The sequence below is a fragment of the Burkholderia sp. Se-20378 genome, assembly GCF_017104665.1.
In the GTDB taxonomy this organism is placed as follows: Bacteria; Pseudomonadota; Gammaproteobacteria; order Burkholderiales; family Burkholderiaceae; genus Burkholderia; species Burkholderia lata.
The window spans coordinates 1-14438 of the sequence record NZ_JAAGPG010000200.1 but is presented as its reverse complement, the minus strand read 5'-3'; the positions used below and the strand labels follow the sequence as shown (position 1 = coordinate 14438).

Here is a 14438-nt window from a genome sequence, read left to right as displayed (position 1 = left end):
AGCCGGTAATGCGCGGCGAGCGCGACTTCGAGCCCGCCGCCGAGCGTCGCGCCGTGCAGCGCGACCACGACCGGCTTCGTGCCCGATTCGATCCGCTCGCACACGTCGGGCAGCGACGGCGGCACGATCGGCTTGCCGAATTCGCGGATGTCGGCGCCCGCGATGAAGTTGCGGCCGGCGCCGACGATCAGCACCGCGCGGATCGCGTCGTCGGCCTGCGCGACGTCGAGCGCATCGGCGAGGCCGCGCCGCACATCGGCGGACAGCGCGTTGACGGGAGGATGGTCGATCGTGACGACGAGCACCTTGTCGCGCCGTTCGCGCGTGACGGTGCCGGCCGGGCTGGTAGGGGAAGCGGGTGAGTTCATCGTGTCTCCTTGACGCGGCGGCCGGTGCGCAACGCCGGTTCGTGGCTCGCGGCCACGCAGGCGGCGCCGGGGCACCGGCCCCGGTCCCGCACGAAGCGGGACAAGATCCGGCCGTACGCCGGGCATGACCCGATTCTCGATTGATCGAGATTCATTGACAATTCCCTCCCGCTTTTACAAGCTGTCAAGTCTGACTTGACACTGAATGCTTCCAACCGCTATCGAGATTCATAAACGGGACGGATCAGGAGACGCGACGCATGGACCTGAACGCGCTGACGCTGCTCGTCGAGATCCTCGACGCCGGCAATCTCAGCAAGGCCGCGCAGCGGCTCAAGATGAGCCGCGCGAACGTCAGCTACCGGCTGAACCAGCTCGAGCGCTCGATCGGCCAGCAGCTCGTGCGGCGCACGACGCGGCGCATCGAGCCGACCGAAATCGGGCTGAAGCTGTACGAGCACGGCCGGCGCATCCGCAACGAACTGCTCGCCGCACAGGAGTCGGTGACGACGCTCGGCCAGGACCTGCAGGGCCGCGTGCGGCTGTCGGTGCCGAGCGGCTACGGGCAGATGGTGATGTCCGACTGGCTGCTCGCGTTCAAGCGGCTGCATCCGGGCATCGTGCTCGACGTCGTGTTCGAGAACCGCGTCGAAGACCTGATGCGCGACGAGATCGACATCGCGGTGCGCGTGATGCCGGAGCCGCCGCAGAACCTCGTCGCGCGCGACATGGGCGCGGTGCGCTACGTCGCGTGCGCGTCGGCTGCCTTCGCGGCCGAGCACGGGATGCCGGCGAGCCTCGGCGCGTTGTCGGCCTCCCCCGTCGTGACCGCGACGGTGATGGGCCGGCAGCTCAGGATCGCCGCGTATCTCGGCGACGAGCGCCACGAGGTGCTGCTCGAGCCCACGCTGATTTCGGAGAACTTCCTGTTCCTGCGGCAGGCGATCCTCGGCGGGATCGGCGTCGGCATCGTGCCGGACTACGTGATGCAGGACGACATCCGGCGCGGCACGGTCGTCACGTCTCTCGACGCGTACCGGCTCAGCATCTTCGGCACGCACATGTACATGCTCTACATGCCGAACCGGCACCACACGCGCGCGACGTCGACGTTCATAGAGTTCATCCTCGAACAGGCCGGAAAGACCGGCCGGGGCGGGCCCGGCGCGATGCGTCAGGGTTTCCTGTCGGGTGACAAGCCGCCGGCCGCGCGGCGACAATAGCGCGCCCGGGGCGGGCAGCCGCGTTGCGCCGGCACCGTCGCCTCCTTCGAATTCACTGCTGCCGAGGGTTCCATGTTCGACCGGATTCGTCCGCATTCGCGCTCCTGGACGCTGCTTGCCGCCATCGCGCTCGTCGCGTTCAACGCCGGCTGCACGTCCCCGGCCACGCCGTCGTCGGGCGCGGTGGTGCCCGTCGCCGCCGCATCGGGCGCCGCCGTGCCGCTGCCCGGCTTCCATGCGCCCGAGCTGTCGTCCGGCTGGACCGACAAGCCGGGCTGGACCTCGCAGCGCTTCATGATCGCGGCCGCGAACCCGCTCGCGACGCAGGCCGGCTACGACATGCTGAAGGCAGGCGGCACCGCGATCGACGCGGCGATCGCGACGCAGATGGTGCTCGCGCTCGTCGAGCCGCAATCGTCGGGAATCGGCGGCGGCGCATTCATGCTGTACTTCGACGGCAAGGCAACGCAAGCCTACGACGGCCGCGAAACCGCACCGGCCGCCGCGACCGACCGCCTGTTCTATGGGCCGACCGGCCAGCCGATGAGCTTCTACGAAGGTGTCGTCGGCGGGCGCTCGGTCGGCACGCCGGGCGTGCTGCGCATGCTCGACGCCGCACACCGCGCGCACGGCAAGCTGCCGTGGCGCCGGCTGTTCCAGCCGGCGATCCGGCTCGCCGAGCACGGCTTCACGATCAGCCCGCGGCTCGCGACGCTGATCGCCAACGACAAGTACCTGAAGAACGACCCGGCCGCGCGCGCGTACTTCTACAACCCGGACGGCACGCCGAAGGCGGCCGGCACGGTGCTGAAGAACCCCGCGCTCGCGACCGTGCTGCGCCAGGTCGCCGACCGCGGCGCGAACGCGTTCTACAGCGGCGCGATCGCGCGCGACATCGTCACGAAGGTGCGCAAGCACCCGACCAACCCGGGCCTGCTGTCGCTCCAGGATCTCGCGCGCTACAAGGCGAAGGTGCGCGCGCCGCTGTGCGCCGACTACCGTCGCTCGGTCGTGTGCGGGATGCCGCCGCCGTCGTCGGGCGGCCTCGCGATCGCGCAGATGCTCGGCATCCTCGAAGCGATGCCCGACTGGCAGCAGATCGGCGCGCAGAAGCCGGTGCGCAACGACGTCGGCTACGAGCCGACACCGTTCGCCGCGCATCTGTTCAGCGAAGCCGGGCGCCTCGCGTATGCGGACCGCGCACGCTACGTGGCCGATCCCGATTTCGTGCCGCTGCCGGGCGGCAGCTGGGCGAGCCTCACCGACAAGACTTATCTCGCGCAGCGCGCACACCTGATCGGCGACAGCAGCATGGGCGTCGCGCAGGCCGGCACGCCGCAGGGCGCGACGCTCGCGATGGCCGACGACCGCAGCCCCGAGCTGCCGTCGACGTCCGACATCGCGATCGTCGACCGCTACGGCCAAGCGCTGTCGATGACGACCAGCATCGAGGACGCATTCGGTTCGCGGCTGATGGTGCGCGGCTTCATGCTGAACAACCAGCTCACCGATTTCTCGTTCGTGTCGAACGACAACGGCCGGCCGGTCGCGAACCGCGTGCAGGCCGGCAAGCGGCCGCGCTCGGCGATGTCGCCGGAACTCGTGTTCGACAAGAAGACGAAGCAGGTGACGATGATCGTCGGCTCGGCCGGCGGCCCCGCGATCATCAATCACGTCGCGAAGACGCTGGTGGGCGTGCTCGACTGGGGGATGACGATGCAGCAGGCGATCGCGCTGCCGAACTTCGGGTCGATGAACGGGCCGACGCAGCTCGAACGCGGCCGCGTGTCGGAAGCACTCGCCGACGGGCTGAAGGGCCGCGGTCACGACGTGCAGGTCGTCGAGATGAACTCGGGGCTGCAGGGAATCCAGCGGCTGAACGTGCAGGGGCAGACGGTGTGGTTCGGCGGGGCGGATCCGCGGCGGGAAGGGGTGGCGATGGGGGATTGAGGGCGGCAGGCCGGGGCGGCGTGCAGACGTCGCCCGTATCGCCGGTGTTCCGTCAGCCTCTCCCCTTCCACGGCACGATCCGCCGCTCGACCCACCGCATCGCGAGATCGAACAGCCACGCGATCGCGCCGATGATCAGGATGCCCATCACGACGATGTCGGTACGCAGGAAGCTCGACGCATTGAGCACCATCTGCCCGAGCCCGGCGGTCGCGGCAACCATCTCGGCCGCGACGAGCGTCGTCCAGCCGAAGCCGATCGCGATCCGCAGCCCGGTGAGGATCTCCGGCAGCGCGGCCGGCAGCACCACGTGGTGCACGATCTGCGCGAAGCTGCCGCCGAGCGAATACGCGGCGTTGATCTGCTCGACCGTCGCGGCGCGCACGCCGGCGCGCGCGGCCATCGCGATCGGCGCGAAGCACGCGAGGAAGATCACGACGAGCTTCGCCGTTTCGTCGATGCCGAACCAGATCACGACGAGCGGCAGGTACGCGAGCGGCGGTAGCGGCCGGTAGAACTCCAGCAACGGATCGAGCACGCCGCGTGCAATGCGGCTCACACCCATCAGGATACCGGCCGGCACGCCGATCGCGGTCGCGAGCAGGAACGCGCCGAACACGCGCGCGGCGCTCCACAGCAGATGTTCGGACAGCGGCAGGCCGCCCTGGATGCGCCCGTGCCAGGCATCGACGAATGCCGCCCACACGGCTTCCGGCGCGGGCAGGAACAGCGGCGGCAGCCACTGGCGATGCGTGGCGACCCACCACAGTACGGCCAGCACCGCGACCGTCGCCGTACTCAAGGCCGCCGTCTTCCCCTCCCCCGGCAACCGGTGGCGGCGCGACGACGGCGCACGACGTTCTGCCGCCCGAGTCCGCGTGCGATCGCCCTGCTCGAAACCTGCGGCCGTCCCGTCGGCCACCCACGAATCCTGCGTGCTCATGCTGTCCTGCCTCTGCAAAGTGCTGATCCGACCGCGTCCGACCGACGCGCCCTGTCGCGCGAGTTCGTGCATCACGCGGCCACCTCGACCGCCTCGTCGCGATGCAGGTACGCGATCAGCCGCTCACGCCACGCGATGAAATCCGGTGAAGACTTCACCGCACGCGCATCGCGCGATTCGACGTAGCGGCGCGCGAACGGCAGTTCGAAGGTTTCCGCGATCCGGCCGGGGCCGGGCGTCATCACGACGAGCCGCGTCGCGAGGAACAGCGCCTCTTCGACATCGTGCGTAATGAAGAACACCGTCTTGCCGGTGCGCGCCCACACGTCGAGCACGAGCGCCTGCATCGTGCCGCGCGTCATCGCATCGAGCGCGCCCATCGGCTCGTCCATCAGCAGCACGCGCGGGTCGCTCGCAAGCGCACGCGCGATGCCGACACGCTGCTGCATCCCGCCCGACAGCTCATACACCCGCGCATGCGCATGACCGTCGAGCCCGACGAGCGCGAGCATCTCCCGCGCCCGTGCTTCGCGCTCGGCCTTCGACACGCGCGCGAAGCGCAGCCCGAGCGCGACGTTGTCGAGCACGTCGAGCCACGGCAGCAGCGCGTACTTCTGGAACACGACGCCACGATCGGCGCCAGGACCCGTGACCGGCACACCGTCGACGCGCACGTCGCCGGTGGTCGGCGCGACGAAGCCGGCCATGCAGTTCAGCAGCGTCGTCTTCCCGCAGCCGGACGCGCCAAGCGCGACGACGAATTCACCGGCATCGATGCGCAGGTCGACGCGCGCGAGCGCCTGCGTCGTCGGCCTGCCGCGCTCACCCGGATAGGCAACCGATACCTGACGGACTTCCAGCGTGCTCATGCTCGGGCTCCGCGATGATCGCCGCGCTCAGCGCGCGGCCTTCTGCACGAACTGCGGATCGACACCGGCCGAATAGTCGGCGAGCACCGTCTGGATCGTGCCTTGCGATTTGAGGAAGGTGGCGGTCGCCGCGAGCGACTTCGCGGCGCCCGACTGCGCGCCGCCGCCGAGCCACGTCGGCGACGCCTGCTCGGCCGCCGTCGGGAATGCGTAGAGCGCGAGGCTGGCCGGCACGTCCTGCGCGTTCGCGCCCGATACCTTCGCGACCGCCGCGACCTGCGGCGAGCCGACCTTCCACGCAGCGGCATGCGCGCGGTAGTCTGCATCGGCGGCTGCGAGCACCTTCACGAAACGCGTGACGAACTCGGGGTTCTCGCGCGCGAACTTGCGGCTCACGACGAAGCCGTCGAAGGTCGCCTTGCCGCTTTCTTTCGCCACCTGGCCCGACGTCGTCAGCACGGTGCCCGACTGCTTGACCTTCGCGAGCACCGGATCCCAGATGTAGGTCGCGTCGATGTCGCCGCGCGCCCACGCCGCCGCGACTTCGGGCGGACGCAGGTTGACGATCTTCACGTCGTTCGGATTGACGCCCGCGGCCTGCAGCGCAACGAGCGTGTGGAAATGCGACGTCGACACGAACGGCACGCCGATCTTCCTGCCCTTCAGCGATGCGACGTTCGTGACGCCCGAGCCGTTGCGCGCGACGAGCGCCTCGGCGTCGTTGATGTTGTCGAGCACCCAGAACAGCGAGATGTCGAGCCCCTGCGACAGCCCGGCCGCGATCGGGCTCGAGCCGGCTTCGCCGAGCTGCACGGAGCCCGACGCGAGCGCACGGATCACGTCGGCGCCGCTGTCGAGCTTGCGGAACGTGACCTTGTAGCCGGTCGCCTTTTCGACTTCACCGCTCGCCTGCGCGTAGCGCCACGGCACCACCATGTCCTGGTACGCGATCACGACTTCGCGCGTTTCGGCGTGCGCCGCGCCGAGCGCGGCAAAGGCGGTCAGCGCGACGACGGCGCGGCGGATGAAGCTGAAACGGGACATGCGGCTCTCCTTCGGAATGCGGGCATTGCTGCGGGAGAGCCGACTATAGGAGCTTTGCGCGCGGCGGGAGCGAACTTATCGTGCGAAGCTATCGATGCCGTTTCAGCTTTGCTTTCCATGCTCGACCGGATTGCGCGTCCGGTCCGGTGGCGATTGCCGTGCGAACGCGAGCATGGCGTCCGCGCCAACAAAAAAGCCCGCATCGCTGCGGGCTTTTTTTCGGGTTCGCCGGAAAACGGCGAAGCAAGGACGCTCAGACCACCCCGGCCCCGTGCGCCTGCAGATCGGCGTGATAGCTCGACCGCACCATCGCGCCGACGGCCGCGTGCGTGAAGCCCATCTTGTACGCCTCTTCCTCGTACATCTTGAAGGTATCCGGATGCACGTACGCCCGCACCGGCAGGTGGTGCTCGGACGGCTGCAGGTACTGGCCGATCGTCAGCATGTCGACGTCGTGCGCGCGCAGGTCGCGCATCACCTGCAGGATTTCCTCTTCGGTTTCGCCGAGGCCGACCATCAGGCCCGACTTCGTCGCGACGTCCGGATGCAGCGCCTTGAAGTCCTTCAGGAGCTTCAGCGAGTGCGCGTAGTCCGAACCCGGGCGCGCTTCCTTGTACAGGCGCGGCACCGTTTCGAGGTTGTGGTTCATCACGTCCGGCGGTGCGGCGTTCAGGATCGAGATCGCGCGGTCGAGACGGCCGCGGAAGTCCGGCGTCAGGATTTCGATGCGCGTTTCCGGCGACTGTTCGCGCACTTCGCGGATGCACTCGACGAAGTGGCCGGCGCCGCCGTCACGCAGGTCGTCGCGGTCGACGCTCGTGATCACCACGTACTTGAGCTTCAGCGCGCCGATCGTGCGTGCGAGGTTCTTCGGCTCGTCCGGATCCAGCGGATCGGGGCGGCCATGGCCGACGTCGCAGAACGGGCAACGGCGCGTGCACTTGTCACCCATGATCATGAACGTCGCGGTGCCCTTGCCGAAGCATTCGCCGATGTTCGGGCAGCTCGCTTCCTCGCACACCGTATGCAGGTTGTGCTCGCGCAGGATCGTCTTGATCTCGTTGAAGCGCGAGCTGCCGGTGGCCGCCTTCACGCGGATCCACTCGGGCTTCTTCAGCTTCTCGATCGGAATGACCTTGATCGGGATGCGCGCCGTCTTCGCCTGCGCCTTCTGCTTGGCGGTCGGATCGTAGGCAGGGGTCGCGGCCGAATCGGCCGGTGCGGGGGAAGCGGTAACGTCAGTCATTCGAATGTTGTTCCAGTGCCTGCGGCTTGTCGGCGGCCGCGGGTGCGCCGTCGAGGTTGGCGATCAGACGGCGCACCAGCGTGTGGGCGACGTCGTTCCAGTCGGCGGCAACCTCGAGGCTCGCCATGTCGACAGTTTCCAGTCCGGCATAGCCGCACGGGTTGATCGCAAGAAACGGGCGCAGATCCATCTTCACGTTCAGGCTCAGCCCGTGATAGCTGCAGCCGTTGCGGATCTTCAGGCCGAGGGCCGCGATTTTCGCGCCCTCGTGCACGCCGGATGCCACGTAGATCCCGGGCGCACCCGCCTTGCGGACCGAAGCGAGATTATACGCCGCGAGGGTTTCGATCACGGCCTCCTCGATCTTCGTCACCAGCGTGCGCACCATCAGCTTGCGCCGGCGCAGGTCCAGCAGCAGGTAGGCGACGATCTGGCCGGGGCCGTGGTAAGTGATTTGCCCGCCGCGGTCGACCTTCACGAGCGGCACGCCGCTGTCGGCCACCAGCAGGTGGGACGGGTCGCCGGCCTGGCCGAGCGTGTAGACGGGCGGGTGCTCGACCAGCCAGATCTCGTCGCCGGTGTCGGCCGTGCGCGTGTCGGTGAACGCGCGCATCGCGTCGAAGCTCGCCTCGTAGGTCTCGACGCCCCGCCAGCGCACGGTGACCGGCGGGGCCGGCTGATCCGGGGACCCGGCGGGCGATGCGGAAACGGCAACAGGCGTGGACACGATGGAAACCGGCGAAACGGACATGGGCGGTAGTTTACCGAAAACCCGTGGGTCTCGCCGGCCTTGGAGAGGGGACGGATCGCCGGTATCCGTCGGAGGAAATAATGGTCAGACGGTGCGCCAGCCGTCATGGAGCAGCGCGGTCACGCGTTCGCGCAGCCGTGCCAGCCCGCCGAGCGCGACTTCCCGCGGCGGCCGCGACACCGAGAATGCCACCCGCGTGCCCTCCCGGCCTTCCGCGCTGAGCCAAAGCCGCTCGCCGCGGCGCAGCTTCAGCGTTTCGCCGTCGACCAGGAAGTAGTCGTTGACGTCGTTGCTGCGCGTCGCCCATACCGGCCCGCACTGCACCACCAGCCGCGTGCTGCGTTGTACCTTCATCGGCACGGTTTCGCCCGCGGGGATTTCGAACGTGATGCTTGAAGAAATTTCTTGCATGATCGACTCCGCCAAAAAGTGCTTCGATGGCTACAATCGTAGTCACTTCAAGGCGTCCGACAAAACGACCAATTTTCACGTCGATGTGAGGAAAATTAGCAAATGGACCTCCGCCAGCTACCTGCGCTGAACGCGATTCGCGCGTTCGAAGCCGCCGCCCGTCACGAGAATTTCTCGCGCGCCGCCGACGAGCTGTACGTCACGCACGGCGCGGTCAGCCACCAGGTACGCGCACTCGAGGAGGAGCTCGGCGTGCAGCTGTTCACGCGCAACGGCAAGCGGCTGTGCCTGACCGACGCCGGCATGCGCTATGCGCAGCAGATCCGCACCGCGCTGATGGTGATCGCCGATGCAACCCGCGACGTGCGCGCGAGCGACCGCGACCGGCGGCTCGTGGTGTCGATGCTGTCGTCGTTCGCCGCGCGCTTCATCACGCCGCGCATCGGCACGTTCATCGAGCGGCATCCGGAAATCGACGTCGAGCTGCAGTCGACCAACTCGCTCACCGATTTCGCGCGCGACGACGTCGATCTCGCGATCCGCTTCGGCCATGGCACCTACCCGGGGCTGCATGTCGAGCCGCTGTTCGACGAGGTGTTCTTTCCGGCATGCGCGCCGACGCTGAACGGCGGCAAGCTGCCGCAAACGCCCGCCGATCTCGTGCACTACAACCTGCTGCGCTCGGACGACGAGCTGTGGCGGCCGTGGTTCGACGCGGCCGGGCTCAAGACGCTGACCGAGCCGAAACGGGGGATTCTGTACCAGGATTCGTCGAACCTGCTGCTGGCCGCGATCGACGGCCAGGGCATCGCGCTGGTGCGCCGCTCGCTCGCGGTGCACGACCTGCTCGACGGGCGCATCGTGCGCCTGTTCGACATCGACGGGCCGAGCCCGTGGCACTATTTTTTCGTGTGTCCGCCGCCGCTCCTGAACACGCCGCGCGTGCAGGCGTTCAGAACCTGGCTGCTTCAGGAAGTCGCCGAATACAAGCGGCTGTGCGACGAGCTGGACGCGCGGCGCGCGGCGGGGAAGACCCCCGCCGAGTGCGCGCAGGAAGGAGGCTGGAAGGCGCTTAGAGTACGACCTTGACCATCGGATGGCCGGTCAGTGCGCGGTAGATGTTGTCGAGCTGTTCCTGGCTCGTCGCCCGCACGGTGATCGTGAGGCCCGTGTAATTACCGCCGCTCGACGCGCGCTCCTCGATCTTCTCGACATCGATCTCGTTGTCGTGAACGGCGACGACCTTGAAGATCGTGTCCTTGAACTCGGGGTGCGCCTTGCCCATGATCTTGATCGGGAAATCGCACGGGAACTCCAGCAGCGACTCCTTCCGGGTATCGATCGCGCCGGTCACCTCGATGGTTTTGGTCGGTTCGCTCATCATTTGCTCCGGGTTAGGTCAAACTGTTCAAACTCGCGCGCTTTCGCGCGCTGGTACGCGTCATACAACGCCGCGAACACGGGGCCCGGCTTGCCGCCCTGCACGGGCAGATCGTCGAGCGACGTGACGGGCAGCACTTCCTTCGTGGCCGACGTGATCATGATCTCGTCGGCTGCGCGCAACTCCACTTCGCTGATCTCGCGTGCGACGAACGGAATCTTGCATTCGTCGGCCAGCTCCTCGATCAGCGCGTAGCGGATCCCCTCGAGGATCTTGTTGCTGCGCGGCGGCGCGATCAGCTCGCCGTTCTTCACGATCCACACGTTCGACGACGAGCCTTCCGTCAGGTTGCCGTCGCGCAGTTGCAGCGTCTCGAACGCATCGCGTTCCGCAGCATGCTGCGCCATCAGCACGTTGCCGAGCAGCGAGGTCGACTTGATGTCGCAATGCAGCCAGCGACGATCCTCGGCCGTCACGCAGCGCACGCCCTGCGCGCGTTCTTCGGCGGACGGCAGGCGCAGCGGGCTCGTCATCACGAACACCGTCGGCACCGCGTTCGCGGGGAACGCGTGGCCGCGCTTCGCGACACCGCGCGTCACCTGCAGGTAGACGAGCGCGTTGCCGTCGCCGAGCCCTTCGGCATTCGCCGCGACGACGCGCTCGATCAGCGCACGCCAGCCCGCATCGTCGTGTGGGCTCACGATGCCGATCTTCTTCAGGCTGCGCTCGAGCCGCGCCAGATGCTGCTCGATCCGGAACGGCACGTGCGCGCCGTCGTGTGCATAAACGGGGACAACTTCATACACGCCGTCGCCGAAGATGAACCCGCGGTCGAGCACCGGTACACGGGCTTCCGACAGCGGCACCATTTCCTCCTGCGACGAGACGCTGAGGTAGACGATCGGTTCAAATTCGGCTTGGCTCATAGCTATGACAGATGGGGATGAAGTCGTAAAAACAAAGGCCCGTCGTGCTTACTTCTTCTTGCTGAACATCAGCAGGATCGAGTCCCAGATACGCCCGAAGATACCCGCTTCCGGCACCGCCTGCAGCGCGACGACCGGGAATTCCGACAGCGTCTTGCCGTCGGCGACGATCTTCACGGTGCCGACCTGCTGGCCTTCCGCGAGCGGTGCGATCAGCGGCGCGTTGACGTCGACTTCCGTCTTGATCTTGTCGCCGAGGCCGCGCGGCACGGTCGCCCACTGGTCGCCCTTCACGCCGACCTGCACGGTGTTTTCCTTGCCCTTGTAGATGCGCGGCGTCGACATCGCCTGGCCGCCCTTGAACAGGCGCACCGAATCGAACGCGCTGTAGCCGTAGTTCAGCATCTTCATGCTGTCCTGCGTACGCTCGCCTTCCTTCTGCTCGCCCATCATCACCGACACCAGGCGGCGCTGGCCGTCCACACCCGGAATCGCGCGCTTCGCCGACGCGATCAGGCAGTAGCCGGCCGCTTGCGTATGGCCCGTCTTCAGGCCGTCGACCGTCGGGTCGAGCCACAGCAGGCGGTTGCGGTTGCCCTGGCGGATGTTGTTGTACTTGAATTCCTTCTCCGAGAAGATGCTGTAGTACTGCGGAAAATCGCGGATCAGGTGCGCGGACAGCTTCGCGAGGTCGCCGGCCGTCGTGTAGTGGTTCGGGTCGGGCATGCCGTTCACGTCGGCGAAGTGCGTGCCCTTCATGCCGAGGCGCGCGGCCTCGTCGTTCATCAGCGTGACGAACTGCCCTTCGCTGCCGCCGACGAGTTCGGCCAGCGCGATCGCGGCGTCGTTGCCCGACTGGATGATCATCCCGTACACGAGGTCGTGCACGGACACCGGCTTGTTCGCCTCGATGAACATGCGCGACTCGTCGCGGCCGACGCGGCGCACGGCTTCGCTCGGCGTGACGATCTGCTCCATCGAGATCTTCTTCTTGTCGAGCGCCTCGAACACGAGGTACGCGGTCATCAGCTTCGTCAGCGACGCGGGCTCGACGCGTTCATCGGCATTGCCCGACGCGAGCACCGTGTTGCTGGTCGCATCGACGAGCACCCACGAGCGCGCATTCACGCCCGGCGGCGGCACGGCGCCCGGCATGTAGGTCGCGGGCGCGCCGGTGAACTGCTCGGTGGCGGCCGGCGCCGCATGCGCGGCCTTGGCCTTGGCGGCCGGCTTCGCCTCGGCGACGACGATCGTCGATGCGAGCGCGACGGGCAGCATCACGCCGAGCGCGACGTTGCGCGCGGCGGTGCCGAAGGCGATGGAGGAAGCGAGGGACTTGAGGCCTTGGGGAGACAGACGCATGATCGATTCAGGCTGATGGCAGAAAGTGCGGTGCGAAACGCGCAGGGTTGAACGGCAAGGCGGCGGGCGTTTCGGGCACTCGCCCGAAATCGTCGGGCGACGCGAAACGCGCCGGTTGGACTCGTGCGGACGCGTTCGGTTCGCGGCCGTCGCGAGCGGGCGGACAGGCGGCGAAACGAGCGCCGCAATGGGCCCAGCCGGGCCGCGGGCGACGCGGAATCCGGCCATTATACGTGGCCGCGCAGGGCGTTTTCGCGAACCTGGCGCCGGACCGTCGCACATCTGCATCGGGCGCAGGGTGACGGCAAGCTGCACGTCATCGCACGCGAAGCTGTGCGAAAGGCATGCGCAGGCGAGGTGGAAGTCGGGTTGCGCCGCACGCTGCGGCGCGATGTCGCGCAGGGGGAACGCGCGTCCGGCGCGTGCCGGCGATCCGGTGTGAGACGCGACGCGGGCGACCGGCGTTACGCCGGCACCCGCGCACGGGCTAGCGCCACGCGTCGACGATGATGCGCTTCAGCACGTGCAGCTTGCGATGCAGGAAATGCTCGGCGCCGGGGATCACGACGACCGGCAGTTCCTGCGGCCGCGCCCAGTCGTACACGGAAGCGATCGGCACCGTGTCGTCGGTTTCGCCGTGGATCACGAGCGTGTTCTCCGGCACGTCGGCCACCTGCCAGCGGCTCGCGGCCGTGCCGACGAACACCATCCGTTCGATCGTCTCGCCCGCGTCGCGCAGCCGCTTCGCGACGTGCGACAGCACGAAGGTGCCGAACGAGAAGCCCGCGAGCACGAGCGGCAGGTCGGCGTACGCGGGCTGCGCGCGCATGTGCGCGAGCACCGCGAGCAGGTCGTCGGCCTCGCCGGTGCCGTTGTCGTGCACGCCTTCGGTCGCGCCGACGCCGCGGAAGTTCGACCGGAACACGACGTAGTCCAGCTGCACGAGCGTGCGCGCGAGCGTCTGCGCGACCTTGTTGTCCATCGTGCCGCCGAACAGCGGATGCGGATGCGCGACCAGCGCGATCCCGCGCGGCGCGGCGCCGCTCTCGCGCACGGCGTCGGGGAGGTCGACCGCGATTTCGATCTGCCCGACCGGGCCCGCGATCAGCGACTTCTGCGTATGAACGTTCATTCGGCCGGCCCGCTCAGATCTTCAGGCGGTCGACGACCTTGCCGTCGCGCAGGTGCGATTCGACGATCTCGTCGATGTCGGCCTGGTCGACGTACGTGTACCACGTGCCTTCCGGATACACGACCATCACGGGCCCTTCCTCGCAGCGGTCGAGGCAGCCGGCCTTGTTGATGCGAACCTTGCCGGGCCCCGCGAGGCCGAGCTCCTTCACGCGCTTTTTCGCGTATTCCTGCATGCTCTGCGCGTCGCATTGCGCGCAGCTCGGGCGTTCGGCGCCCGGTTCGCGCTGGTTCAGGCAGAAGAAGACGTGGTGCTGGTAGTAGGAATCCATGATGGTGACGAGCGGCCCGGCGCGAGGCCGTGCGGAAAGAGGAGCGGTTGCCGCTGCGCGGGGCAGCGGGCGTGAAGTGTTCGGTGCCAAGCGGCGCTCATGTGCCAGCGGATTCGTGCTCGTGGCAACGCGCAAACCGCAGCGATGCCTGGTGGCATCGCGAGGATTTGCAACGCGCCACGGGCGCGAAGGCACCGCACATCAGTGCCGATTGGTGCCGAACACTGCACTCATGCGGACGATTATAGCGAGCGGCGCACGCGGCTGCCCGCGATACGGCCGCCGCGTGGCCCTGACCACCGCGTCAGCGGCGCAACGCGGCCGGCAGCCACGCATGCTCGACGCGCTGGCCGAGCCAGATCAGCGCCGCGTAGGGCCAGATCCACGCGAGCCAGCGCGCGAGGCTGTTGAAGTGCACGTAGCGGCCCTGCCGCCAGCCCGACAGCGTGAAGTCGAAGAACGGATTGACCGGCAGCAGGTTCACGAGCGCCACCCCGGCCT

General features: G+C 67.9%; 15 protein-coding genes and 1 pseudogene. 3 read left to right on the top strand and 13 right to left on the bottom strand.

Features of this window, described 5'->3' with window-relative positions; genetic code table 11:
- Positions 1 to 368: enoyl-CoA hydratase-related protein (locus G3N93_RS20845; RefSeq protein ID WP_206133849.1), on the bottom strand; the 368-nt coding region annotated here is incomplete at its 3' end.
- Between the two features lie 260 nt (positions 369 to 628).
- Between G3N93_RS20845 and G3N93_RS20840 the strand changes: the two genes are divergently transcribed.
- Complete coding sequence (locus G3N93_RS20840) at positions 629 to 1591, top strand: LysR family transcriptional regulator (protein ID WP_011353323.1); 963 nt, start codon at positions 629 to 631, stop codon at positions 1589 to 1591.
- A 72-nt stretch (positions 1592 to 1663) separates the two neighbouring features.
- Entirely contained in the window at positions 1664 to 3541 is a 1878-nt protein-coding gene (gene ggt / locus G3N93_RS20835; RefSeq protein ID WP_206133848.1) for a gamma-glutamyltransferase, read from the top strand.
- Positions 3542 to 3593: 52 nt separating this feature from the next.
- Here the strand turns inward: ggt and G3N93_RS20830 are convergent, their stop codons facing one another.
- The 6 genes from G3N93_RS20830 to G3N93_RS20805 all read right to left on the bottom strand — a co-directional run bounded on the left by G3N93_RS20830 (position 3594) and on the right by G3N93_RS20805 (position 8805).
- A complete protein-coding gene (locus tag G3N93_RS20830; protein ID WP_206133850.1) occupies positions 3594 to 4556 on the bottom strand; it encodes an ABC transporter permease subunit in 963 nt (320 codons plus the stop codon).
- The gene (locus G3N93_RS20825; protein WP_206133847.1) at positions 4556 to 5353 is read right to left on the bottom strand and encodes a taurine ABC transporter ATP-binding protein; all 798 of its coding nucleotides are present in this window, start codon (positions 5351 to 5353) and stop codon (positions 4556 to 4558) included. The genes G3N93_RS20830 and G3N93_RS20825 overlap by 1 nt, the downstream gene beginning before the upstream one ends.
- A 27-nt stretch (positions 5354 to 5380) precedes the next feature.
- Positions 5381 to 6397 carry a taurine ABC transporter substrate-binding protein gene (tauA, locus tag G3N93_RS20820; RefSeq protein WP_174916224.1) on the bottom strand — a complete coding sequence of 339 codons (1017 nt, stop codon included), beginning with the start codon at positions 6395 to 6397 and terminating at the stop codon, positions 5381 to 5383.
- Positions 6398 to 6650: 253 nt separating this feature from the next.
- Positions 6651 to 7643, bottom strand: a complete 993-nt coding sequence (gene lipA / locus G3N93_RS20815) for a lipoyl synthase (protein ID WP_039346279.1) — start codon at positions 7641 to 7643, stop codon at positions 6651 to 6653.
- A complete protein-coding gene (gene lipB / locus G3N93_RS20810; RefSeq protein ID WP_206133846.1) occupies positions 7636 to 8394 on the bottom strand; it encodes a lipoyl(octanoyl) transferase LipB in 759 nt (252 codons plus the stop codon). The genes lipA and lipB overlap by 8 nt, the downstream gene beginning before the upstream one ends.
- A gap of 84 nt (positions 8395 to 8478) precedes the next feature.
- Positions 8479 to 8805 (bottom strand): DUF2917 domain-containing protein, encoded by a 327-nt coding sequence (locus G3N93_RS20805; protein ID WP_122946777.1) that lies wholly within the window; start codon positions 8803 to 8805, stop codon positions 8479 to 8481.
- A gap of 102 nt (positions 8806 to 8907) precedes the next feature.
- Between G3N93_RS20805 and G3N93_RS20800 the strand changes: the two genes are divergently transcribed.
- Positions 8908 to 9894, top strand: a complete 987-nt coding sequence (locus tag G3N93_RS20800) for a transcriptional regulator GcvA (protein WP_206133845.1) — start codon at positions 8908 to 8910, stop codon at positions 9892 to 9894.
- Here G3N93_RS20800 and G3N93_RS20795 read toward each other — a convergent pair.
- The 6 genes and pseudogenes from G3N93_RS20795 to G3N93_RS20770 form a co-directional block, all read right to left on the bottom strand.
- The gene (locus G3N93_RS20795; RefSeq protein ID WP_011353335.1) at positions 9878 to 10186 is read right to left on the bottom strand and encodes a YbeD family protein; all 309 of its coding nucleotides are present in this window, start codon (positions 10184 to 10186) and stop codon (positions 9878 to 9880) included. The two genes, G3N93_RS20800 and G3N93_RS20795, sit on opposite strands and share 17 nt — an antisense overlap.
- Complete coding sequence (locus G3N93_RS20790; RefSeq protein WP_174946569.1) at positions 10186 to 11112, bottom strand: D-amino acid aminotransferase; 927 nt, start codon at positions 11110 to 11112, stop codon at positions 10186 to 10188. Before G3N93_RS20790 ends, G3N93_RS20795 begins: the two co-directional genes overlap by 1 nt.
- Before the next feature lie 48 nt (positions 11113 to 11160).
- Complete coding sequence (locus G3N93_RS20785) at positions 11161 to 12474, bottom strand: D-alanyl-D-alanine carboxypeptidase family protein (RefSeq protein WP_011353337.1); 1314 nt, start codon at positions 12472 to 12474, stop codon at positions 11161 to 11163.
- A 487-nt stretch (positions 12475 to 12961) separates the two neighbouring features.
- Positions 12962 to 13606, bottom strand: coding sequence for an alpha/beta hydrolase (locus G3N93_RS20780; protein ID WP_174937743.1), 645 nt, complete (start codon positions 13604 to 13606; stop codon positions 12962 to 12964).
- A gap of 13 nt (positions 13607 to 13619) precedes the next feature.
- Positions 13620 to 13937, bottom strand: coding sequence for a ferredoxin (locus tag G3N93_RS20775; RefSeq protein WP_011353339.1), 318 nt, complete (start codon positions 13935 to 13937; stop codon positions 13620 to 13622).
- Between the two features lie 304 nt (positions 13938 to 14241).
- Positions 14242 to 14438: pseudogene (locus G3N93_RS20770) on the bottom strand (teicoplanin resistance protein VanZ); the annotation flags it as partial.